We start from the raw sequence: 20,142 nt of genomic DNA, 5'->3' as shown, positions 1-20,142 counted from the left end.
AATCTGTAAATGGTTATTATCTCCATTTAAGAGATTTTGGACCTTTTCATCAATTTCAATTTCTCAACAGGTTTGAGGTGTAAAAAGACAGAACCATGAATAGCAACAATAGAACATCTGCCAATGATTTATATAATGTTTATTTAGTTCCTGAAGAATTACATGGCTATAAAGATGGATACGAGTTTACAGAAGGAGTGTATGATATAACAACTTATGAAAATTGTTTATGGTTGTTTGACCTGATCTTAGATCAGAAAACAGATGCAGATCCTGAAACTCAGATTTGGTGTTTGAAAAGAATGAAGCAAGATTTTTTTATGCTTACCTGTAAAAATAAAGAAGGGCGCAAATGTGCGGAAATAAAGAACGTAGAAGCCTGTTTTTATTTTGATGACTTAACGATAATAAAAAAAGGCAAACTATTTTGTTTGCCGATTGAAGAGAATATATATTGAGTGTGTGGATTATATTACAAACTTTGCTGACTACTATTTAGTTAGTAGCAGCAAGGGATGTAATTGTTATTTGAAATTTTTTTTATATAAAATTTATATATGATGTGTTTTATGGGATGGCTTTATTACTTTATAAAAAAATCCCATAATTTTTAAAAAACAAATTCTTTGTGATATAGTGGAAGCTCTTTCTGGAAAAGAGGAATTGTTCCTTCGTATCGTAATGGGGCAATTCCGAATCCGTAGAACATATCTGCCTGAACTCTTCCTTTTACATCAAAAATTCCTTTCTTTTCAGGAATAAGCTGCAATCCTAAAGTAGATAAGGCAGAGACTCTTCCCCTTAACCCCGAATTAGCAATAGGAACAGTTATGAATTGTAAACCGATAGCTCCTTTGGCTTCTAATCCTATTTCTGCACTTAAGTTTCCTTCAAGAGAAGTAAGGCTGATATCAGATTTTTTAGAAAGATCAATATGAAGCGCTGGCTTTTTTGCTATGAGAAAACTTGCAGTTCCACCAATGTCCGGAAATCTAACCTGTACTTTTCCCGTTGTTCCCACTCCTAAAAATGGACCTGCGGATACGGTTGGGCTTAGGATCAGTCCGGTTGGTCCTAAAACAACAGGAGCAATAGGAATATTGAGATAATCTGTAAGGCTTATGGTATATCCTAAGGTTCCTTGAATGTTAGCGGTAGATTGAAGAGTAATGTCATCCATGATGAGGTTTACAGAGAAATCTGTAAGATGTCCCCATGAAAATGTAATACTGTAATCAATTTTAGGGGTTACTCCTCCTTTTACATTGACGCTGGAAGCTAATGTTACGGGGCCTGCTTGCTGAGTAAGAGGAAAAGTTTTGTCAAAGCTCAATCTATTAAAGGTAATAAGCTTCTGATCATTCAGGTTTTTGGCTTCGATACGGAGGATTTTATTATTTAATTCCTCAGAAATAAAGCCTTCAACCGGAATGTAATTAACCAGTTTTCCATTCACGTCAATAGGGGGTTTACCGGACGGATCATAAACTCCGCTTAAAGTTCCACTATAAATAAATTCTTCAAGCTGAGCACTGGTTGTCTGGACAAAATACTTATTGTTGGAATTGGAAATAGCAGTTACTTTAGAAAGAATTGTTCTGACGCGATCTCCCTCTACTTTTGTTCCTACAAGTATGCTCCCTGTTTTGATATCACTTGTCTGATGTGTGGGTTGGCTAAATGTGATTTGCTGGTTATCTATTGCTGAAATAGCGGTAACAGATTCATCATCAAGAATGATTACATTTTTTTGTAAAGTAAGGTTTCCTAATGTTTTTAAATTACTAGACTCTACCTGTTCAACTGTGTTGTTTTCAGTCAGCTCATCTTGAGAACAAGAAGAGAAAACAAAGAATGAGAAAACAGAAAAAAATACAAAACGGTAAAATCTTTTAAAATAGTTAAAATTATTTTTCATAGATGGAGGTTTTTGTTCCATCTAAATTATGGCTTATTTTTTTGTAATTCCGGAAAAGTAAGATCTAAATTCATTAAACAAGTATGTTTGTCGTAACATTTTACTTGTTTAAGTGTGGTTTGGTAAAAATAAAGAGGCTGTCTCAAAAGGACAGTCTCTTTTTAGTATTTCATTGAAAAAAGATTTCGATATTTTGAATAAAAAAAATATCTTGGAAAAAAGAAGATCTAAGTCAAAAAAGCAGTCTGTTTTAGGCTGCTTTTGACATTTTCTTTAGATTGTGGGCAATTGCGAGTATGCCGATTTCTACCTCGACTTTATTTTTTCCCCGAAGCATGAATCGTTTAAAATTTTTGTTGTGTTTGAGCTCTGCAAAAACAGGTTCAACATCATGGGATCTTTGTTTTCTGAGTTTGATGCCCTTGCTGGTATTAAGAAGTTTGAAAACCTTTTCTCTGATTTTTGCCAATTTAGGATTGTTTTGTGAAGTGGTTATTTGTCCCGATTTCTGATCTTTTCTGAAGTAATTATATTTAACATAAGCTTTTATTTTCTTAGATTTTAACAAGTTGTAATTTTCTTCTGAGCCATAACCAGCATCAGCAACAAGCTCTTTGGGAGCTTTATGATAGCTTTCTTCAAAACCCAGTAAATGAGTCGCTAATGTTTTGGTGTCTGTTGGGTTGGGATGAATTGAATAATGTAAAATGAATTGTCTATGGGTAGAAATTTGTAGATTGTAAGCGGGTTTTAGTTGTCCGTTTCGCATATGATCCTCCTTCATTCGCATAAAAGTAGCGTCTGTATCGGTTTTGGAATAGTAATTTCTATCTTCTAATAATTCTTGCTGTTTTTTATATTTCTCTAAATTATCTGCCCAGTTTTTCTTAGCATAATTCAGTTTCTGACGAACTTTTGAAGCTACTTTTTTATCTTTCAAAACTTCATTGATCTTTTCGATGGTTTGAGTTACTTTTTCAGAATCTACTTCTTTAAAATCAATACTTTCTGTATTTTCAAGCTCGTCTTTGGCAACTGTTTCTGCATAGTTCCAAAGCTCTTCTAATTGCTCTGCAATCCTTTCTTTGTGTTTTTTGACAGCTCTTCCCCAAACAAAAGTATAGCGATTGGCATTGGCTTCTATCTTGGTGCCATCTACAAAAGTGGTTTTCAGACTTACCAAACCTTCCTTTTCCAAAAGAAGAACAATTTGTGTGAAAATAGCTTTAATCTCACCTTTCAATCGTTCACTACGGAACCTGTTTAAGGTGTTATGATCGGGACGGCTCATTGCAGAGAGCCACATAAAATGGATGTTTTCTTTCAAGGCCTGCTCCATTTTGCGGCTTGAATAGATATTGCTTAAATAGCCATAAATCAAAACTTTCAAAAGCATTTTCGGGTGGTAGCAAGATGTTCCGCCAGGTTTGTAGGTTTTAATTAAGCTTTTGATATCCAAGCCATCAATAATGTTTGAAACAATTTTCACAGGATGTCGCTCATCAATCAACTCCGATAAATTGGGAGGAAAAAGCAGATTTTCTTTGGGGGTGTAATCTTTAAAGACTACTTTTGACGTACTTAACACAATGCAAATTAATCAATTTGCAACTATTAGGAAAGCGAAAGCTTTCCTTTTTGCATAAAAAAGGCTATCTCTTTTGAGACAGCCTCTTTTAATTGAATAATTAGTGAGTTAATTAATTTTTTACAATATTGATGATTACTTCTGTTGCTTTCTGCATGCTTTCTAACGCCACATATTCATAAGGTCCGTGGAAGTTAATTCCTCCTGCAAAAATGTTAGGGCAAGGAAGTCCCATATAAGATAACTGGGCACCGTCTGTTCCTCCTCGGATCGCTTTTATTTTGGGTTCAATATTCGCTTCTTTCATAGCAGCGGCAGCAAGATCGATAATATGCATTTTGCCCTCAAACTGCTGCTTCATATTTCTATACTGCTCTTTGATTTCAACCTCTGCGGTACCTTCTCCATGTTTTTGGTTAAATTCAGCAACTTTTTGTTCCATAAATTTCTTTCTGGCTTCAAATTTTTCTTCGTTGTGATCACGAATGATATATTGAAGTTTAGCTTCAGAAATATCTGCGGTAATATCCATCAGGTGATAAAACCCGTCAAACCCTTTCGTTGTGGAAGGAGTTTCATTAGCCGGCAATGACTGTGCAAATTCAGCTGCCAAAAGAGCCGCATTTACCATTTTTCCAAAAGCATAACCGGGATGCACACTTAATCCGTGGATTTTTACAACTGCTCCGGCTGCATTAAAGTTTTCATATTCTAATTCTCCAACTTCACCACCATCCATAGTATAAGCCCATTCTGCACCGAATTTGGCAACATCAAATTTATGAGCTCCTCTTCCGATTTCTTCATCAGGCGTAAATCCGATTGCAATTCTTCCATGCTTTATTTCAGGATGAGCAATCAGGTATTCTGCTGCAGTTACAATTTCTGCACAACCTGCTTTATCATCTGCTCCCAGAAGAGTATTACCATCAGTAGTAATTAAGGTCTGTCCAATATATTTTTTCAGACTTTCGAATTTTGAAGGGGATAAAGTAAATCCGGTTGCCTGATTTAAAAGCAAGTCATTTCCATCATAGTTTTTCCAGACCTGAGGGTTAACATTCTCTCCACTAAAATCCGGTGAAGTATCATAATGTGAAATAAACCCAATGGTAGGCTTGTTATCATTTTCAAGATTGGAAGGAACATAGCCCATAATATAACCGTTGTCATCAATTGAAACATTTTCAAGACCGATGGTTTTTAATTCTTCTACGATATATTTGGCAATATCCCATTGTTGAGGCGTAGAAGGAGTCGCTTCACTTTCAGCGTCACTTGTTGAATATATTTTTACATAGTTAAGAAAGCGATTCAATAACTTTTCGCTCCATAATTGGTTGAATTCTATAGTACTCATTAGATGTCGTAAATTTTAACAAAGTTAGCAAATTTGATGGTCAGAATACATTATTTGAGATTGAATATATGGTATCGAATTTTTAAATAATATATAAATAATTGAGAATCAAAATAATCTTAGTTTTGTATTAATCTTACATAAACTTGTTTAGTTTTATTATATTTGAGAAAATCAAAAGTAAAAATGTTTCTAACTGAATGTCCTAGAGATGCAATGCAGGGTTGGGGAGAGTTTATCCCCACCGATAAAAAAATAGATTACATCAACTCCTTGATGGAAGTTAGCTTTGATGTGCTGGATAGTCTGAGTTTTGTTTCTCCAAAGGCAATTCCTCAGATGGCTGATTCTGACGAGGTTGCTGAAAATATTGATAAATCGTTATCCAATACTAAAATTTCTGCAATTATTGGAAATTACAGAGGAGCTGAAAAAGCATTAAAACACCAATCCGTTGATATTCTGGGATTTCCTTTTTCTATTTCTGAAACATTTCAGCATAGAAATACCAATAAAAGCCAGGAAGAAGCTTTTAACGAAATCATTAAAATGATTGAGTTGGTAAAAAGTGAAAACAGAGAGCTGAATATTTATTTTTCAATGGCTTTTGGAAATCCTTATGGGGAAATGTGGAAGTGGGAGGATGTAGATTTCTGGGCACAAAGATTTTCAGAAATAGGGATTAAGAATATCTTACTTTCTGATACTACGGGAGTGGCCACACCGGAATCAATAGCGCTTTTATTCGAGAAAATTCCATTAAAATATCCTGAAATTAACTTTGGAGGACATTTTCATAACCGTTATGAAGATTCTTATTCAAAATTAAAAGCTGCCTATGATAAAGGCTGCCGAAGATTTGATAGTGCCATAAAAGGAATTGGAGGGTGCCCGATGGCTAAAGACGATTTAGTGGGTAATATGCCGACAGAGCAAGTCATTAATTTTATGAGTGTAGAAAAGATAGAGCATAAGCTGAATCTTTTGAACTTTGAAAGTTCATTCAACAAAGCCAAGGATATTTTTCATTTTTAAAACTTGAAATATGAGCAGAATCTCACCTATTATAACGGCTTCTGAGCTAAAAGCAAGCCTCGATCTACCCAATATCGTTATTCTTGATGCCAGAGTCGGAAAGGATGTGAACGCTAATTATCTCGAAAAGCATATCAAAGGAGCCAGATTTATTGATCTGGATAAAGATCTGGCGGAAATAATAGGAGAAGATGCTGCTTTTGGTGGAAGGCATCCACTTCCGGATACCGGAAGGTTTGCGAAAACTTTATCGGATTTGGGAGTTTCTGAGGATTCACACATTATTATTTATGATGATAAAAATGGGGCGAATGCTGCTGCAAGAGCCTGGTGGATGTTACGCTCTTTTGGGATTGATAAGGTTCAGGTATTAAACGGAGGGATCCAGGCTGCTGAAAAAGAAGAACTAGAATTTTCTTCGGGAGAAGAAAACTTTGAGAAGGTTGAGTTGATGACAGGAAATGAATGGCTTCTGCCTGTGTCAAGTCTGGAATCAGTTGAAAATGAACTGGTAAACAATTCTTCTACAGTGATCGATGTAAGAGATGCTTATCGATACAAAGGTGAGTCTGAGCCAATTGATCTGGTAGCGGGACACATTCCGGGGGCAATCAATATTCCTTTCTCTGAAAATCTGGATGAAAAGGGAAACTTTCTTACACCAGATATTCTAAAAGAAAAATATTCAAAGCTCTTACAAGATAAATCTCAAAACCTGATTATCCATTGCGGATCCGGAGTGACAGCATGTCATACCATTCTGGCTTTGGATTATGCTGGTTTTCATATTCCTAACCTCTATGTAGGTTCCTGGAGTGAGTGGAGTAGAAGAGAGGGAAAAGAAATAGCAAAAGATATTTAAAATAAAAAAGCGCAGAAATCTTTCTGCGCTTTTTATATGGTATAATACTATTTAAAGCATTCCAAGCTCAAACTTTGCTTCTTCACTCATCATATCCTTATTCCAGCTCGGTTCAAAAGTAAGTTCTAAATCAACGCTTTTTACTTCTTCTACTGCCTGAACTTTATCTTTTACTTCCTGTGGAAGGGTTTCTGCTACAGGACAGTTTGGTGTGGTAAGGGTCATAATGATTTTCACGTCACCATCTTCAGAAATTTGTACATCATATACAAGTCCTAATTCATAAATGTCCACCGGAATTTCAGGGTCATAAACGGATTTCAGCACTCTTATAATTTCTTCTCCTATATCAGCAATTTGATCGTCTGTAAATTTCATTTTTAATCTGGATTGATATTTCTTTTCAATAAATCTTCCTGACGCATTCGTCTGAAAACATTTGCCAAAGTTAAGACATCTTTTTCACAATAGTCGACTATTCTTTGCAAGTCTTTTTCTATGTAGTAGATTGATGAAACCATTGATCCGTCGATATCATCTTTTGGAGTGGGAATTCCAAAGACATGAGCTAATAATTCAAGGGAAATAAAGCTTTTGTAGTCTCCGAACTTCCAAAGTTCCATGGTGTCAATATGCGGAATTTCCCAAGGCTTTTTTCCAAACATCTGAAAAGGAGTGGGAGGCTGCATTCCATTAATTAAAAAGCGTCTTGCTATCCAGGGAAAGTCAAATTCCTTTCCATTGTGGGCGCATAAAATTACATCCCGCAGTCTCGGACTGTTGAAGATCTCCCCGAATTCCTGAAGCAATTTCTTTTCATCATGATCTGCAAAGCTTTTTATTTTCAAAGTATCATTCTTTTCCAGCATGCCGATTGTGATACAAACGATCTTTCCGAATTCAGCCATAATTCCGGCTCTTTCCGGATAAAAAGCTTCGGCGGAAACCTCATCTTTTCGTTGGAATCTTGTTTTTTTGTCCCAAAGCTTCTGGTCGGTTTCAGAGAGGTCGTCCCACGATCCTGTGTTGGGAACTGTTTCAATATCAAGGAATAAAACCTTTTCTAAAGGAATGTGTTGTATCATGTGTATCTAAAATTTATCCAACCTGCATCCCATTTTTTGTTGGTAAGGATGGGGTGAGCAGGGTTACGTCACTTTTGTCTTCACCATATAATCCTAACACTAAACACTCGCTAAAAAAATTAGCAATCTGCTTTTTAGGAAAATTGACAACTGCTAAAATTTGTTTCCCTATTAATTCTTCTTTCTTATATAATGCGGTGATCTGTGCAGAGGATTTCTTGATTCCTAAATCACCAAAATCGATCTCCAATTGGTAAGATGGATTTCTTGCTTTTTCAAAATCATTGACGGAAATAATGGTTCCACACCTGATGTCTATCTTTTCAAAGTCTCCCCAGGATATTTCTGGCTTTATGGTCATGATAATTTTTGAATTAGTTGTTCTACTTCTATTTTCTGTTCTGCATATTTTTTTTGTAAGGGTGAGTCTTTGCCCATTCTTTTGTAGTATTCCAATGCCTGATTTCCAAAGAACTTGCGATGAAAATCTGAAACATCAGGAATTTGGGGGAAAACTTTATGAAAAAGCATTTCATAATATGCCTGAAACTCCCTTTCATTTCTATCTTCAATCACATTACCCGGAGCCTTTTGTCGGACATGAAGCATTTCATGTGCTATCATATTAAGGACCAGATTCAGATCAAAATCAAATAAATTTTTTGGAATCATTACTTTTTGAGGGTGGCCGAGCGGTCCCTCAGCTGTTAAGAGCATTGAATTGGGAGATAGCTCTTCCCTGAAACCAAATCCGCCGAAGTTTTCATGTTCGAGATCAAAAGAATGGATCAGGAAGTTGGCCGCATCGATAATCTGATTCTGCTCCTTGTAAGCGTTGAGATGTAAATTGAATTGCTCAAAGTTCATTCAAAATATGTTTTAACAAAAGTATTAAAATAATGAAAATCTGTTACTATCTTCTAATTAAGGCATTTGAATAACAATCTTCCCGCGGACACCATGGGTCTCAATTTCTTTATGGGCCTCTATAACTTTTTCCATAGGATATACTTTATCTACATAAACCTTGAGCTGACCTTCTTCTAGCAGCTTGGAAATAATTTCTAATTGTTCCCTGTTGAAGGTGAGCATTGTCCACATTAAATCGACATGCTGTTTTTGAGCAATTTCTATGGCTTTTGGGTCGTCTTTTGTAAATGAGGGAAGACAAACCACTCTTCCTCCGGATTTTACACAACCGATTGTTCTATACAATATCTCTCTTCCCATAGTATCTAATGCAGCGTCGAGATCCGAAACGATTTCTTCAAATTGCTCTTTCTTATAATCAATGGGCTGGTCGACACCCAATCCTCTTATAAAATCTATATTTTTACCGGAAGCAGTTCCACTCACAAACGCACCGGCGATCTTAGCAAATTGCACAGCAAGGTGGCCAACACCTCCTGCGGCAGACTGAATCAAAATTTGATCTCCCGAAGAAACTTTCAGATGATCATGAATCGCCTGATAGGCAGTTAACCCAGCTAAAGAAACAGTGGCGGCCTCTTCAAAGCTAATGTTTTCCGGTTTTTTAACGAGCAATTCGGGACTAAGGGCAGCATATTCAGCATACGTTTGGGAGGCTAATCCGAAAACAGGGTCTCCAATTTTAAGGCTTTGAACATTTTTACCGACTTTTTCAACAATTCCACTCACATCTTTGCCTAAGATAGCGGGTAATTGGAGGGTTTTAGATGAAATATGTGATCCTGACCTTATTTTGGTATCCACAGGATTGATTCCTACTGCTTTTATTTTTATTAAAACCTGATCATCTGAAATTGTGGGAACGGGCATTTCTACTATTTCAAGCTTTTCTGCACTTCCGAATTCTTTAATAATGATTGCTTTCATAATTCTTTTTTTCAGTAATCTAATGTAAGGCTTTTAAGTTTTACCCACTTAAGGATCATGGTTTTTGTAAAGAATGTTTTTATAAATTTTGTTCAAAAATTAACCGGAAAGTTCATCAAGATTATAATCTTGAGAAATGTGGAAATAGTAGAGTAATATTTTTCATGTTGATAATCAGTTGTTTGTGTAAATTTTTAATTTTTAATCAAAGTATTGTGCAAGATTTTCTAAAAAGAGGATTTATATAAATGAGTACTCAAAGTAAAATAATGTGTAATACAACAAATTTAAAAAATGAAAAAAATTATAGTACTTAAAGCCTTTATGGCTGTATTAATTGGTTTTGTAAGTCTTAGCTTATTATCATGTAATAATAATGACGGTCCTGAAGTGGTACCGGTAAAATTACAAGATGTTCTGGGAAATTATAAAGGGAAGCTGATCACAAGGCAAGGGAATAATAAAGCTGAAACAATAGTTGTTTTTACAGCAAAAAAAGATACGATTAAATTCACGGACCTTCCGGTAAAAGAAATTGTAAAATCAGTAGTTAAGGATCCTGTAAAAACGGAAGCGGCATTAGCTGCAATAGGAAAAGTAAAGTACAATCTTAATTATGCTGCAACGATAAATACCAATTATAATGTTTTAGAGCTGGCCTTTACACCCAAAACGCTGACTCTTCAGATTCCTGTTGATGGGGCTGTTAAAAATACAGTAGTAACATTTGCAGCAAAAGAAAAAGGATTTTATGTAAGACAGGACAACGGGATGAAGTTTGGTTTAGTGGTAGACAAAATAACAGTTGACGGAGCGGTACTTACTCCATATGAAATTATTAAATATGATTTCCCATACTGTATAAAATATTAAGTAATAGTAGAGTTAGGTTAAAATAGGTTGCGCTTTGCATTAATGCAGCCTATTTTTGCATAAAATTAAACAGCCATTAAAACGAGGCGTCAGTGTAGCATCACCCATGGAGGCAAATAAGGAGCAGATTTTAGTAAAACGTCTTCTGTTAAAAGAAGAAGCTGCCTGGAAGGAGCTTTTTGGAGCCTATTCCGGAAGTCTTTCCTATGTATGTTCCCGCTACATTATTGGTAAGGATGATGTTCATGATGTATTACAAAATAGTTTTATCAACATGTTTCGTTCCATAGATTCGTTTGAGTACCGCGGGAATGGCTCTCTTAAAGCCTGGATTACCAGGATTGTTGTCAATGAATCATTAAAACATATCAGACAGTATTCGGATTTTAAGCTGGTGACAGATGATTTTGATATTGCTGATATAAGTGATGATGAGGAAGAACCGGATATTGAAGAAATACCTCAAACGGTTATTATGGAAATGATTCGTTCGTTACCTGAAGGATATAGAACCGTTTTTAATCTCTATGTATTTGAAAATAAAAGTCATAAACAAATAGCAGGATTACTGGGGATAGCAGAAAACTCTTCTGCTTCACAATTTCACAGGGCTAAAGCAATGCTTGTTCAGAAAATTAAAGAATATAAAATGTTAACAAAGGCGCAATATGAGTAATCAGTGGTTAAACGATCTGCGCAGGAAGATGGAAGATCATACAGATGATGTTCCGGATGAACTATGGGATCACATCAAAGATGATTTATTCAGCAAAGAAGATGAAAATACAATTGCAGGACTTCCTATAATAGCAGATGAAGGATCGGATGAAGTAAGAAAAGAGAAGACTCAATTGAGACCTTGGGCATATCGTATTGCAGGTATTGCTGCTGCCATTGCATTATTTTTTATCATAGGCAAACAGATGCTAACCGTTGAACATAAAGAAGAAAAAGAACCGAAAATATCTTATTCTGTAAAAGAGGGCAAAAATGAAAATCCAGATGCACAGACCTCATCTATTATTAATAATGGGAAAGAAAGCGCAGGTCATATTTTAAATAGCCTGAATAAGAAAGGAACAATTGCTTTACAAAAAAGCTTACCTCAGAATGAATGGAAGAATACAATTGCTGAGGATAACAACTACCTAAAATTTAAAGAAGCCCAGCCTCTTATCACTTTACCCGGACAATATGGAATCATAGGGCAGAATCAAATTTCTTCTGTTCAGTATAATAACTTATCGATTACCCGTAGAGAAGCAATCAACGAGCTTCTTTCTGAAGAGGATATCAGTTTGAATTCTAAACCCTTAACTAGCCTGACAAAAGTGAAGAAGAGTAAATCCCATAAATCCTGGATGTTAAGTATGCTTACCGGCAAAGCCTCTTCAGAATCCCAGCAATTTCCGGGATACGCGACAATGGGAGGAAAACCACTATCAATTGATGAAGTATGGAGTGCTTCGGAATATAGTAATGATCCGTTTATGGCAGTTCTGCTGGCCAATCAAAGTGAGAATGTTGAAGCTACAGTGAGGCATAAAGTTCCTCTAAATTTAGGGATCTCATTATATTATAACCTTGGAAAAAGATGGGGAATCGGAACGGGGATCAACTATACCAAATTATCATCAGAGCTTCACTCCGGAAGCCAGTCTAATTTTGTGAAAAGCGAGCAGACGGTGCATTATATAGGTATTCCGGTACAAGTTAATTATAATGTAATACAGAAAGGGCCATTTACGGGGTATGTTACCGCCGGAGCTCTTGTTGAGAAATCAGTTGCCAGCAGTTTTACTACTAAATACATCGTGAATAATGAAGTTAAAGATGAAACAAGAGAACGGTTGGAAAGTCAACCAGTACAGGTTTCACTCAACAGTGCCCTTGGATTGCAATTGAAAGTGGTTAAAAATATAGGAGTTTATGCTGAGCCCGGCATCGGATATCATTTCAAAGATGAAAGCTCCCTGAATACTATTTATAAAGAGAAACCACTCAATTTTAATGTAAAATTCGGGATAAGAATTTTACTTGATTAAATAAAAAGAGAATGAATAAAAACTAAAACCAACAAAACAATAATAATATGAAAACAAAACTAATTTTTTTAACATTGTCATTACTGCTTGGTATATTGACTATCAATGCGCAGTGTACATTTACTCCAAGCATTACCAGTCCGAGGCTAGGTGTACAATTTCCGGACAAGGTTGTATTCTGTAATACAGAAACGGAAGTACTTTCAACACAAACTTATGGAAGCTACCAGTGGTATAAACAGCAGTGGAGCTCTCAATCTCCCAACCCTAATCCCTGGGTAGCAATTGCAGGAGCGACCTCTCAAAATCTGACAATTGACGGTGGGAGTGATATGCTTTATTACTTTAAAGTAGAGGCTACTCTTAATGATTGTACGGCACAGAGCTCACCCATTCTTGCTGATGGATTTGCTTACGGACTTCCGGCTATGATGACAACCCTTACACCAGGAACTTATGAGAATATAGGTCCTGGGGAATATAATGTTTGTAATGGAGCTACAGTACAATTTGATGATGTATTCCCCGACTTATATGGAGTTCATACATGGTATAAATGTACACCGAGTAATATACCTCCGGTTTCGGGAGACCCTTGTATTGTTCAGGGAGCATCGGGAGATACTTATTTGGCAATGCAATCCGGAGAATATGGATTCTATGCCTGTACAGCATACTGTCCTGATGAATGTAAATTTCTAGGACTCGGTTCATTTGTAAAACTAAATTTTGGAAACTGGAGTTTTTGCAATCTGGGAACGGGAGAAACTGGTCCGAAAAAAGGAAATAATCTTAAGGTATATCCTAACCCGGCTGCACAAATGATATTTATTGGAAGAGAATCAGATAAGGTGTATAAAGAGGTTTCTGTTACAGATGCTTCGGGAAGAGTTGTTTTCCAAAAAAATAACCATACCTATAACCAGCCTATTGATATAAGTAGCCTGACACCTGGAAATTATATCATTATTTCTAAAAGTAATGATGGCAAAATCTATCATAATAAATTCATTAAAAAGTAGAAATTGAGTGCCCCCTGATAAACTCAGTTAGTTTTTTCAATAATTGTGGAGATCGGTGCAGAATTTTATTCTGTGCCGATTTTATTTTAAAAGGAATAGATGATTTAGACATTATTTTTTTATGAATTTTAAAAGGGTAGGGCTGACGTTTGTTTGATGTACCTCATTACAAAAGAACTCTGGATTTTACTGATGTGAGGAATTGTTGAAATTTTATTCATGACAAAATCATTAAAAGCTTCAGGATCTCTAACCACTACTTTAAAAATGATATCAAACAGGCCACTTGTTACATAAGCTTCCATTACCTCATCCAGATCTGATATTCGTTCTAAAAACTCATTGACATATTCTATACGTTGACTATTAAGGGATACATTAACCATTACGGTAAAATGGAGGCCTACTTTTTTTTGATCAATAATGGCAACATATTCTTTAATATAGCCCTCATTTTCAAATTTTTTAATTTTGTCATATACTGATGTTTTTGACATATTTAATCGTTGTGTCAAATAGGTAATGTCTAATTTTGAGTTCTTTTGCAGTAAGCGCAAAAGTTCTATTTCTTGTTTATTTAATTTCTCCACCGGACTTTTTCCGATAAATATAAATAAAATTTATTTGTTTTGGAGTTAATCCGTTGTTAATGTTTAAAATTAGGAACTTTTACATATTTTGATTTGATAATGTGGTTTTATTCTTTGAATTTATAATTTTACAAGGAAAAAACAAGATGATGGCTAGGTATATAATTATTGTAATATTGGGAGCGTTAAGCTATGGGGGATTAACCTCATTTGCAAAAGTTGCTTATGGGCAAGGGTATAACGCTTCAGAAATTACATTTGCACAAACATTTTTAGGTTCGGTGGTTTTGTGGGGTATTGTAGTAGGTAGATCAGTTCGAAAAAAGACAATACAATCAGTGGAAAGTATAAAGCTATTGTTAGCAGGGACGTCTATGGGTGTAGCGACGTATAGCTACTACCTTTCTATTGAGTATATTCCGGCATCTTTAGCCATTGTTTTATTAATGCAAATGACCTGGATGAGTGTTTTGGCAGAGTGGGCGGTTTTTAAGAAAAAGCCGTCTGTTGTGGAGATTTTGGCGTCTGCTTTTATTGTAATAGGTTCTCTTTTGGCGGCTAATTTCCTGAAAATAAAAGAGAGCAACTTTTCTGTTGTTGGGATAGCACTAGGCTTATTGTCTGCATTGTTATATACCTTGTATATATTATTTACTAGTAAGCTTGGAAAAAGCACGCCGGTATTCGAAAAAAGTGCTTTAATGACTACGGGATCAGCCTTTATCATATTTGCGATGAACTATAAAGCCCTTTCTACAAGCATCAATTTTAATTTCGGATTAATACAATGGGGTATTTTTTTAGCCATTTTCGGAACAATAATACCTCCGATTTGCTTTACGGTAGGAATGCCAAAAATAGGAGCAGGGCTAAGCTCAACGTTGTTAACCTTAGAACTGCCTGCTGCTATTTTTTCTGCCCATGTTATTCTGGGTGAAAAAATCTATTTAATACAAATTATAGGTATTCTGATGATGATTGGGGCTATTGTTTGTATCAATTTCCTAAAAAAGAAGTGAAAAAGTTAGTATGTAAACGCTCAGTTTTTATCCAAAGCTTTACTGGATTATAAAATTTTCAGACTAAGAGATTGATTTGATATTAGTTGTACCGGTTGTATTTCTTTTATAGAATACCTTATAATTCTGGAAACTGAGTTTATAGATGATAATTAAAAGACATATTGCTTGACTGGTTTTCAGAAAAACCATGAAAACATAACAATAAGACAATAAATTATTCATTAGCATAAGCTTATCCAAATGAAAATTGATTTATATTTACATAAAACACACTTATGCTGATCAAAATTTATGGAAGTGCAATTCATGGAGTTGCAGCTCAGACTATTACTATTGAAGTAAATATAGATACGGGAGGTGTCGGTTATCATTTGGTAGGGCTCCCGGATAATGCTATTAAAGAAAGCAGTTACCGAATCTCAGCCGCACTAAAAAATGGAGGCTATAAAATTCCCGGAAAAAAGATTACCATTAATATGGCTCCGGCTGATCTTCGAAAAGAAGGCTCGGCTTATGATTTAAGTATAGCCATAGGTATTTTAGCTGCTTCAGATCAAATTCTTGCAGAGAATATCCATGATTATATCATTATGGGAGAGCTTTCATTAGACGGAAGTCTTCAGGCTATAAAAGGAGTATTGCCCATTGCGATTCAGGCTAGGGAAGAAGGATTTAAAGGAATAATTCTTCCCAAACAAAACACCAGAGAAGCAGCCATTGTAGAAGGTCTTGAAGTGTATGGGGCTGAAAATATTAAAGAAGTGATAGACTTTTTTAATGAAGGAAAAGCCATTCCAAAAGTAGTATTGGATATTAAAAAAGAATTTCAGGAGAAGATCAATCACTTTCCATTTGATTTTTCTGAAGTAAAAGGACAGGAAACTGCAAAGAGAGCCATGGAGGTTGCTGCTGCAGGTGGGCATAATATTATTTTAATAGGTCCTCCGGGAAGTGGGAAAACGATGCTGGCAAAAAGGGTTCCGAGTATTCTGCCTCCCTTAACTTTAAAAGAAGCTTTAGAAACTACCAAAATACATTCTGTTGCCGGAAAGATGGGCTCGGAAACTTCATTAATGACCGTGCGTCCCTTCAGATCTCCACATCATACGATATCCGATGTAGCTTTAGTAGGTGGTGGAAGTTATCCGCAACCCGGAGAAATTTCCTTAGCCCACAATGGTGTTTTGTTTCTTGATGAAATGCCTGAATTCAAAAGAACAGTACTTGAAGTTATGAGGCAGCCTTTAGAAGACCGTGAAGTCACAATTTCCAGAGCTAAATTTACAGTCATTTATCCGTCCAGCTTTATGCTGGTTGCTTCGATGAATCCCAGCCCAAGTGGTTATTTCCCTGATGATCCTAACAATACTTCTTCTACTTTGGAAATGCAAAGGTATATGAATAAGCTTTCGGGTCCTCTTTTAGATCGCATTGATATTCATATTGAAATTCAAAAAGTTGAGTTTGAGCAATTGGCAGAGAAAAGAAAAGGTGAAAAAAGTGAAGAGATTAGAAAAAGAGTGCTCAAAGCCAGGGAGATGCAGGAGGAGCGATATAAAAATTTAGATATCAGCTATAATGCTCAAATGGGAGTAAGGCAAATAGAGCAGTTTTGTGAATTAGATGAAGTTTCATTTGCTCTTATAAAATTAGCGATGGATAAGCTTAATCTTTCTGCAAGAGCTTATGACAGAATCTTAAAAGTGGCCAGAACTATTGCTGATTTAGAACAATCTGAAAAAGTACTATCGCATCATATTTCCGAAGCAATACAATACAGAAGTTTGGATAGGGAGTTTTGGAATGTTTGAATAGAATGTAAACATATAAGAAGAAAGGATGGCTTTAAAAGCCATCCTTTCTTCTTATATGTGTTTTAACAAAATACTATCTAAAGAGCAACGATAATCCTTACCAATGTTTCTGTCATTTGCTTAGCATCTGAAGGCATTGCTTTCCTGACAATAGAGTATCCCTCCATGAAAGGAACCAGGAGGCTGGCAATTTCTTCCGTAGATGATTGTTTTACTTGTCCGATCAATTCTGCAATTAGTCTTGCATAATTGCTATAGAAATCTTTCACCGCGATAGAGAGTTCAGGATCTCTGAGAGATAATGCCCATATTTCTCGATATAAGTAGTAATCTATTCCAATCTCATCATCTCCTATAAGAAATTCTACTAATTTTCTTATGAATTGTTCTGTTGAAAGGTCCTTTTCGGCAGATATTACTTCCCATTCATTCAAAAGATTTTCACTACAGTGCGCAAAAAACTTAGCACTAAGTGCTTGCAATAAAATTGTTTTATTGGTATAATGGTATTGAAGATTGCTGAGGGAAATATTACAAGAAGAGGCAACTTTTCGCATGGTAACTCCACTGCTGCCTTCATTTTTTAATATTTCCATAGCTTCTACAAGAATATGGTCTTTGATGTCTTTTTTACTCATTATGAAAAAAAATATAATTTTATTTGGTTGATTAGGTCAAATGACCTATATTTGCAGTGGTCAAATGACCTAAAATGTAAAATTAGTATAAAAAAATGGAAACACAAAATGTATTAGTAATTAACGGACACCCGGACAAAATCAGTTTTAACGAGGAAATTGCTCAGACTTACCTTAAAGAAATGGAGAAGCTTGGAATTAAAGCGACTTACATGCCGATAAGAGATCTGAATTTCGATCCCAACTTAAAATATGGCTATAGATTAAGAAGTGAACTGGAACCAGATTTAATAAAGGCTATTGATCTTATTAAAAAGAGTACTCACGTGGTTTGGATTCACCCATTATGGTGGTTCGGACTTCCTGCATTGATGAAAGGCTTTATAGACCGTACTTTCTTACCAAGTATTGCTTTCAACTATACTAGTGAGGGAGAATTACAACAATTATTAGCCGGGAAATCTGCGAGAATTATCAGCACAGGTGACGGAGACGCAGAAACATATGAAAAAGTATATCATAATTCAGGGATAGTACAATTAAAAACAGGGATTTTAGAATTCACTGGCTTTGATCCTATTTTGGTTAAATATATCGCTCCAATTATGGATAAAACTCCTGAAGAGCTAAGCGCTTACCTTAATGAGGTAAAAACGGCTGTTCAAGAAGATTTTAATATGATCACCAAAAAAGCAGAAACTACAGTTTCTTAATGCTGAAGACGTATTAAATTTAATATAGTTAGGAAATATGCTTGAAAATAGGGATGTTTCTACTCTTTTTACCATTTATTTTTTCTTCTAAGAGGCTGTCTCAAAAGGACAGTCTCTTTTTAGTATTTCATTGAAAAAAGATTTCGATATTTTGAATAAAAAAAATATCTTGGAAAAAAGAAGATCTAAGTCAAAAAAGCAGTCTGTTTTAGGCTGCTTTTGACATTTTCTTTAGATTGTGGGCAATTGCGAGTATGCCGATTTCTACCTCGACTTTATTTTTTCCCCGAAGCATGAATCGTTTAAAATTTTTGTTGTGTTTGAGCTCTGCAAAAACAGGTTCAACATCATGGGATCTTTGTTTTCTGAGTTTGATGCCCTTGCTGGTATTAAGAAGTTTGAAAACCTTTTCTCTGATTTTTGCCAATTTAGGATTGTTTTGTGAAGTGGTTATTTGTCCCGATTTCTGATCTTTTCTGAAGTAATTATATTTAACATAAGCTTTTATTTTCTTAGATTTTAACAAGTTGTAATTTTCTTCTGAGCCATAACCAGCATCAGCAACAAGCTCTTTGGGAGCTTTATGATAGCTTTCTTCAAAACCCAGTAAATGAGTCGCTAATGTTTTGGTGTCTGTTGGGTTGGGATGAATTGAATAATGTAAAATGAATTGTCTATGGGTAGAAATTTGTAGATTGTAAGCGGGTTTTAGTTGTCCGTTTCGCATATGATCCTCCTTCATTCGCATAAAAGTAGCGTCTGTATCGGTTTTGGAATAGTAATTTCTATCTTCTAATAATTCTTGCTGTTTTTTATATTTCTCTAAATTATCTGCCCAGTTTTTCTTAGCATAATTCAGTTTCTGACGAACTTTTGAAGCTACTTTTTTATCTTTCAAAACTTCATTGATCTTTTCGATGGTTTGAGTTACTTTTTCAGAATCTACTTCTTTAAAATCAATACTTTCTGTATTTTCAAGCTCGTCTTTGGCAACTGTTTCTGCATAGTTCCAAAGCTCTTCTAATTGCTCTGCAATCCTTTCTTTGTGTTTTTTGACAGCTCTTCCCCAAACAAAAGTATAGCGATTGGCATTGGCTTCTATCTTGGTGCCATCTACAAAAGTGGTTTTCAGACTTACCAAACCTTCCTTTTCCAAAAGAAGAACAATTTGTGTGAAAATAGCTTTAATCTCACCTTTCAATCGTTCACTACGGAACCTGTTTAAGGTGTTATGATCGGGACGGCTCATTGCAGAGAGCCACATAAAATGGATGTTTTCTTTCAAGGCCTGCTCCATTTTGCGGCTTGAATAGATATTGCTTAAATAGCCATAAATCAAAACTTTCAAAAGCATTTTCGGGTGGTAGCAAGATGTTCCGCCAGGTTTGTAGGTTTTAATTAAGCTTTTGATATCCAAGCCATCAATAATGTTTGAAACAATTTTCACAGGATGTCGCTCATCAATCAACTCCGATAAATTGGGAGGAAAAAGCAGATTTTCTTTGGGGGTGTAATCTTTAAAGACTACTTTTGACGTACTTAACACAATGCAAATTAATCAATTTGCAACTATTAGGAAAGCGAAAGCTTTCCTTTTTGCATAAAAAAGGCTATCTCTTTTGAGACAGCCTCTTTTATTTCTGTCTAGTATCCGGCAAGTATAACTTAGTGTATTATATGAAATGGTTTATGGTAAATATTTTTTTATTCAACAAATATT

At 35.4% G+C, this 20,142-nt stretch carries 21 protein-coding genes and 1 pseudogene; 10 read left to right on the top strand and 12 right to left on the bottom strand.

Annotation, left to right across the window (positions count from 1 at the left end):
- The first annotated feature begins 95 nt into the window (after window positions 1–95).
- Window positions 96–458, top strand: a complete 363-nt coding sequence (locus CJF12_RS13755) for a DUF6876 family protein (RefSeq protein WP_034688096.1) — start codon at window positions 96–98, stop codon at window positions 456–458.
- Between the two features lie 152 nt (window positions 459–610).
- On the opposite strand, the gene CJF12_RS13750 is transcribed toward CJF12_RS13755, so the two are convergent.
- The 3 genes from CJF12_RS13750 to pepT all read right to left on the bottom strand — a co-directional run bounded on the left by CJF12_RS13750 (window position 611) and on the right by pepT (window position 4,866).
- Entirely contained in the window at window positions 611–1,918 is a 1,308-nt protein-coding gene (locus tag CJF12_RS13750) for a hypothetical protein (protein ID WP_034688121.1), read from the bottom strand.
- Window positions 1,919–2,168: 250 nt separating this feature from the next.
- The gene (locus CJF12_RS13745; RefSeq protein WP_095591046.1) at window positions 2,169–3,506 is read right to left on the bottom strand and encodes an IS1182 family transposase; all 1,338 of its coding nucleotides are present in this window, start codon (window positions 3,504–3,506) and stop codon (window positions 2,169–2,171) included.
- A 112-nt stretch (window positions 3,507–3,618) separates the two neighbouring features.
- On the bottom strand, window positions 3,619–4,866 hold the full coding sequence (gene pepT / locus CJF12_RS13740; RefSeq protein WP_034687799.1) for a peptidase T: 1,248 nt from the start codon (window positions 4,864–4,866) through the stop codon (window positions 3,619–3,621).
- A gap of 186 nt (window positions 4,867–5,052) precedes the next feature.
- On the opposite strand from pepT, the gene CJF12_RS13735 reads away from it, so the two are divergent.
- Together CJF12_RS13735 and CJF12_RS13730 are read left to right on the top strand one after the other, a co-directional pair.
- Window positions 5,053–5,901 carry a hydroxymethylglutaryl-CoA lyase gene (locus CJF12_RS13735; protein ID WP_034687802.1) on the top strand — a complete coding sequence of 283 codons (849 nt, stop codon included), beginning with the start codon at window positions 5,053–5,055 and terminating at the stop codon, window positions 5,899–5,901.
- Window positions 5,902–5,911: 10 nt separating this feature from the next.
- Window positions 5,912–6,763: a sulfurtransferase gene (locus CJF12_RS13730; RefSeq protein ID WP_034687804.1), complete on the top strand. Its 852-nt coding sequence runs from the start codon at window positions 5,912–5,914 to the stop codon at window positions 6,761–6,763.
- A gap of 51 nt (window positions 6,764–6,814) precedes the next feature.
- Here the strand turns inward: CJF12_RS13730 and CJF12_RS13725 are convergent, their stop codons facing one another.
- Genes CJF12_RS13725 through CJF12_RS13705 form a run of 5 tightly spaced genes read right to left on the bottom strand, consistent with a single transcriptional unit; the run spans window position 6,815 to window position 9,705 of the window.
- Window positions 6,815–7,141 carry an SUF system Fe-S cluster assembly protein gene (locus CJF12_RS13725; RefSeq protein WP_034687806.1) on the bottom strand — a complete coding sequence of 109 codons (327 nt, stop codon included), beginning with the start codon at window positions 7,139–7,141 and terminating at the stop codon, window positions 6,815–6,817.
- 2 nt (window positions 7,142–7,143) lie between these two features.
- Window positions 7,144–7,848 carry a 3'-5' exonuclease gene (locus CJF12_RS13720; protein ID WP_034687807.1) on the bottom strand — a complete coding sequence of 235 codons (705 nt, stop codon included), beginning with the start codon at window positions 7,846–7,848 and terminating at the stop codon, window positions 7,144–7,146.
- Between the two features lie 13 nt (window positions 7,849–7,861).
- The gene (locus tag CJF12_RS13715) at window positions 7,862–8,209 is read right to left on the bottom strand and encodes a tRNA-binding protein (protein ID WP_034687810.1); all 348 of its coding nucleotides are present in this window, start codon (window positions 8,207–8,209) and stop codon (window positions 7,862–7,864) included.
- Window positions 8,206–8,715 (bottom strand): hypothetical protein, encoded by a 510-nt coding sequence (locus CJF12_RS13710; protein ID WP_034687813.1) that lies wholly within the window; start codon window positions 8,713–8,715, stop codon window positions 8,206–8,208. The genes CJF12_RS13715 and CJF12_RS13710 overlap by 4 nt, the downstream gene beginning before the upstream one ends.
- Before the next feature lie 57 nt (window positions 8,716–8,772).
- The gene (locus tag CJF12_RS13705; RefSeq protein ID WP_034687815.1) at window positions 8,773–9,705 is read right to left on the bottom strand and encodes an NADP-dependent oxidoreductase; all 933 of its coding nucleotides are present in this window, start codon (window positions 9,703–9,705) and stop codon (window positions 8,773–8,775) included.
- A 294-nt stretch (window positions 9,706–9,999) separates the two neighbouring features.
- On the opposite strand from CJF12_RS13705, the gene CJF12_RS13700 reads away from it, so the two are divergent.
- The 4 genes from CJF12_RS13700 (at window position 10,000) to CJF12_RS13685 (ending at window position 13,645) form a co-directional block, all read left to right on the top strand.
- Window positions 10,000–10,578 carry a DUF4840 domain-containing protein gene (locus CJF12_RS13700; RefSeq protein WP_034687817.1) on the top strand — a complete coding sequence of 193 codons (579 nt, stop codon included), beginning with the start codon at window positions 10,000–10,002 and terminating at the stop codon, window positions 10,576–10,578.
- Window positions 10,579–10,684: 106 nt separating this feature from the next.
- A complete protein-coding gene (locus CJF12_RS13695; protein ID WP_034687835.1) occupies window positions 10,685–11,254 on the top strand; it encodes an RNA polymerase sigma factor in 570 nt (189 codons plus the stop codon).
- A complete protein-coding gene (locus CJF12_RS13690; RefSeq protein WP_051887407.1) occupies window positions 11,247–12,623 on the top strand; it encodes an outer membrane beta-barrel protein in 1,377 nt (458 codons plus the stop codon). Before CJF12_RS13695 ends, CJF12_RS13690 begins: the two co-directional genes overlap by 8 nt.
- A 47-nt stretch (window positions 12,624–12,670) precedes the next feature.
- Window positions 12,671–13,645, top strand: coding sequence for a T9SS type A sorting domain-containing protein (locus CJF12_RS13685; protein WP_034687819.1), 975 nt, complete (start codon window positions 12,671–12,673; stop codon window positions 13,643–13,645).
- A gap of 128 nt (window positions 13,646–13,773) precedes the next feature.
- On the opposite strand, the gene CJF12_RS13680 is transcribed toward CJF12_RS13685, so the two are convergent.
- Window positions 13,774–14,142 (bottom strand): Lrp/AsnC family transcriptional regulator, encoded by a 369-nt coding sequence (locus tag CJF12_RS13680; RefSeq protein ID WP_131329599.1) that lies wholly within the window; start codon window positions 14,140–14,142, stop codon window positions 13,774–13,776.
- Window positions 14,143–14,235 (bottom strand): annotated as a pseudogene (locus CJF12_RS20510) (AsnC family transcriptional regulator); the annotation flags it as partial. It lies immediately after the preceding gene.
- Between the two features lie 149 nt (window positions 14,236–14,384).
- On the opposite strand from CJF12_RS20510, the gene CJF12_RS13675 reads away from it, so the two are divergent.
- A complete protein-coding gene (locus tag CJF12_RS13675; RefSeq protein WP_165569130.1) occupies window positions 14,385–15,254 on the top strand; it encodes an EamA family transporter in 870 nt (289 codons plus the stop codon).
- Window positions 15,255–15,532: 278 nt separating this feature from the next.
- A complete protein-coding gene (locus tag CJF12_RS13670) occupies window positions 15,533–17,068 on the top strand; it encodes a YifB family Mg chelatase-like AAA ATPase (protein WP_034687829.1) in 1,536 nt (511 codons plus the stop codon).
- 80 nt (window positions 17,069–17,148) lie between these two features.
- Here the strand turns inward: CJF12_RS13670 and CJF12_RS13665 are convergent, their stop codons facing one another.
- Window positions 17,149–17,709 carry a TetR/AcrR family transcriptional regulator gene (locus CJF12_RS13665; RefSeq protein WP_034687831.1) on the bottom strand — a complete coding sequence of 187 codons (561 nt, stop codon included), beginning with the start codon at window positions 17,707–17,709 and terminating at the stop codon, window positions 17,149–17,151.
- A gap of 95 nt (window positions 17,710–17,804) precedes the next feature.
- Here CJF12_RS13665 and CJF12_RS13660 point away from each other — a divergent pair, with 95 nt between their 5' ends.
- On the top strand, window positions 17,805–18,422 hold the full coding sequence (locus CJF12_RS13660) for an NAD(P)H-dependent oxidoreductase (protein ID WP_034687834.1): 618 nt from the start codon (window positions 17,805–17,807) through the stop codon (window positions 18,420–18,422).
- A 208-nt stretch (window positions 18,423–18,630) separates the two neighbouring features.
- On the opposite strand, the gene CJF12_RS13655 is transcribed toward CJF12_RS13660, so the two are convergent.
- Window positions 18,631–19,968: an IS1182 family transposase gene (locus CJF12_RS13655; protein ID WP_095591046.1), complete on the bottom strand. Its 1,338-nt coding sequence runs from the start codon at window positions 19,966–19,968 to the stop codon at window positions 18,631–18,633.
- Between the last annotated feature and the right edge of the window lie 174 nt (window positions 19,969–20,142).

This window comes from Chryseobacterium piperi, assembly GCF_002285635.2.
Lineage (GTDB): Bacteria > Bacteroidota > Bacteroidia > Flavobacteriales > Weeksellaceae > Chryseobacterium > Chryseobacterium piperi.
The sequence above is the reverse complement of the archived record's forward strand: the minus strand, read 5'-3'. Positions and strand labels throughout refer to the sequence as shown.

Excerpts from the sequence above, each read along its gene's own strand:
- CJF12_RS13680 (WP_131329599.1), bottom strand. The coding sequence starts at position 14,142 with ATGTCAAAAACATCAGTATATGACAAAATTAAAAAATTTGAAAATGAG.
- CJF12_RS13695 (WP_034687835.1), top strand. The coding sequence starts at position 10,685 with ATGGAGGCAAATAAGGAGCAGATTTTAGTAAAACGTCTTCTGTTAAAA.
- CJF12_RS13705 (WP_034687815.1), bottom strand. The coding sequence starts at position 9,705 with ATGAAAGCAATCATTATTAAAGAATTCGGAAGTGCAGAAAAGCTTGAA.
- CJF12_RS13675 (WP_165569130.1), top strand. The coding sequence starts at position 14,385 with ATGGCTAGGTATATAATTATTGTAATATTGGGAGCGTTAAGCTATGGG.
- CJF12_RS13685 (WP_034687819.1), top strand. The coding sequence starts at position 12,671 with ATGAAAACAAAACTAATTTTTTTAACATTGTCATTACTGCTTGGTATA.
- CJF12_RS13725 (WP_034687806.1), bottom strand. The coding sequence starts at position 7,141 with ATGAAATTTACAGACGATCAAATTGCTGATATAGGAGAAGAAATTATA.
- CJF12_RS13750 (WP_034688121.1), bottom strand. The coding sequence starts at position 1,918 with ATGAAAAATAATTTTAACTATTTTAAAAGATTTTACCGTTTTGTATTT.
- CJF12_RS13755 (WP_034688096.1), top strand. The coding sequence starts at position 96 with ATGAATAGCAACAATAGAACATCTGCCAATGATTTATATAATGTTTAT.
- CJF12_RS13700 (WP_034687817.1), top strand. The coding sequence starts at position 10,000 with ATGAAAAAAATTATAGTACTTAAAGCCTTTATGGCTGTATTAATTGGT.
- CJF12_RS13660 (WP_034687834.1), top strand. The coding sequence starts at position 17,805 with ATGGAAACACAAAATGTATTAGTAATTAACGGACACCCGGACAAAATC.
- CJF12_RS13730 (WP_034687804.1), top strand. The coding sequence starts at position 5,912 with ATGAGCAGAATCTCACCTATTATAACGGCTTCTGAGCTAAAAGCAAGC.
- CJF12_RS13720 (WP_034687807.1), bottom strand. The coding sequence starts at position 7,848 with ATGATACAACACATTCCTTTAGAAAAGGTTTTATTCCTTGATATTGAA.
- pepT (WP_034687799.1), bottom strand. The coding sequence starts at position 4,866 with ATGAGTACTATAGAATTCAACCAATTATGGAGCGAAAAGTTATTGAAT.
- CJF12_RS13735 (WP_034687802.1), top strand. The coding sequence starts at position 5,053 with ATGTTTCTAACTGAATGTCCTAGAGATGCAATGCAGGGTTGGGGAGAG.
- CJF12_RS13690 (WP_051887407.1), top strand. The coding sequence starts at position 11,247 with ATGAGTAATCAGTGGTTAAACGATCTGCGCAGGAAGATGGAAGATCAT.
- CJF12_RS13710 (WP_034687813.1), bottom strand. The coding sequence starts at position 8,715 with ATGAACTTTGAGCAATTCAATTTACATCTCAACGCTTACAAGGAGCAG.
- CJF12_RS13715 (WP_034687810.1), bottom strand. The coding sequence starts at position 8,209 with ATGACCATAAAGCCAGAAATATCCTGGGGAGACTTTGAAAAGATAGAC.
- CJF12_RS13670 (WP_034687829.1), top strand. The coding sequence starts at position 15,533 with ATGCTGATCAAAATTTATGGAAGTGCAATTCATGGAGTTGCAGCTCAG.
- CJF12_RS13665 (WP_034687831.1), bottom strand. The coding sequence starts at position 17,709 with ATGAGTAAAAAAGACATCAAAGACCATATTCTTGTAGAAGCTATGGAA.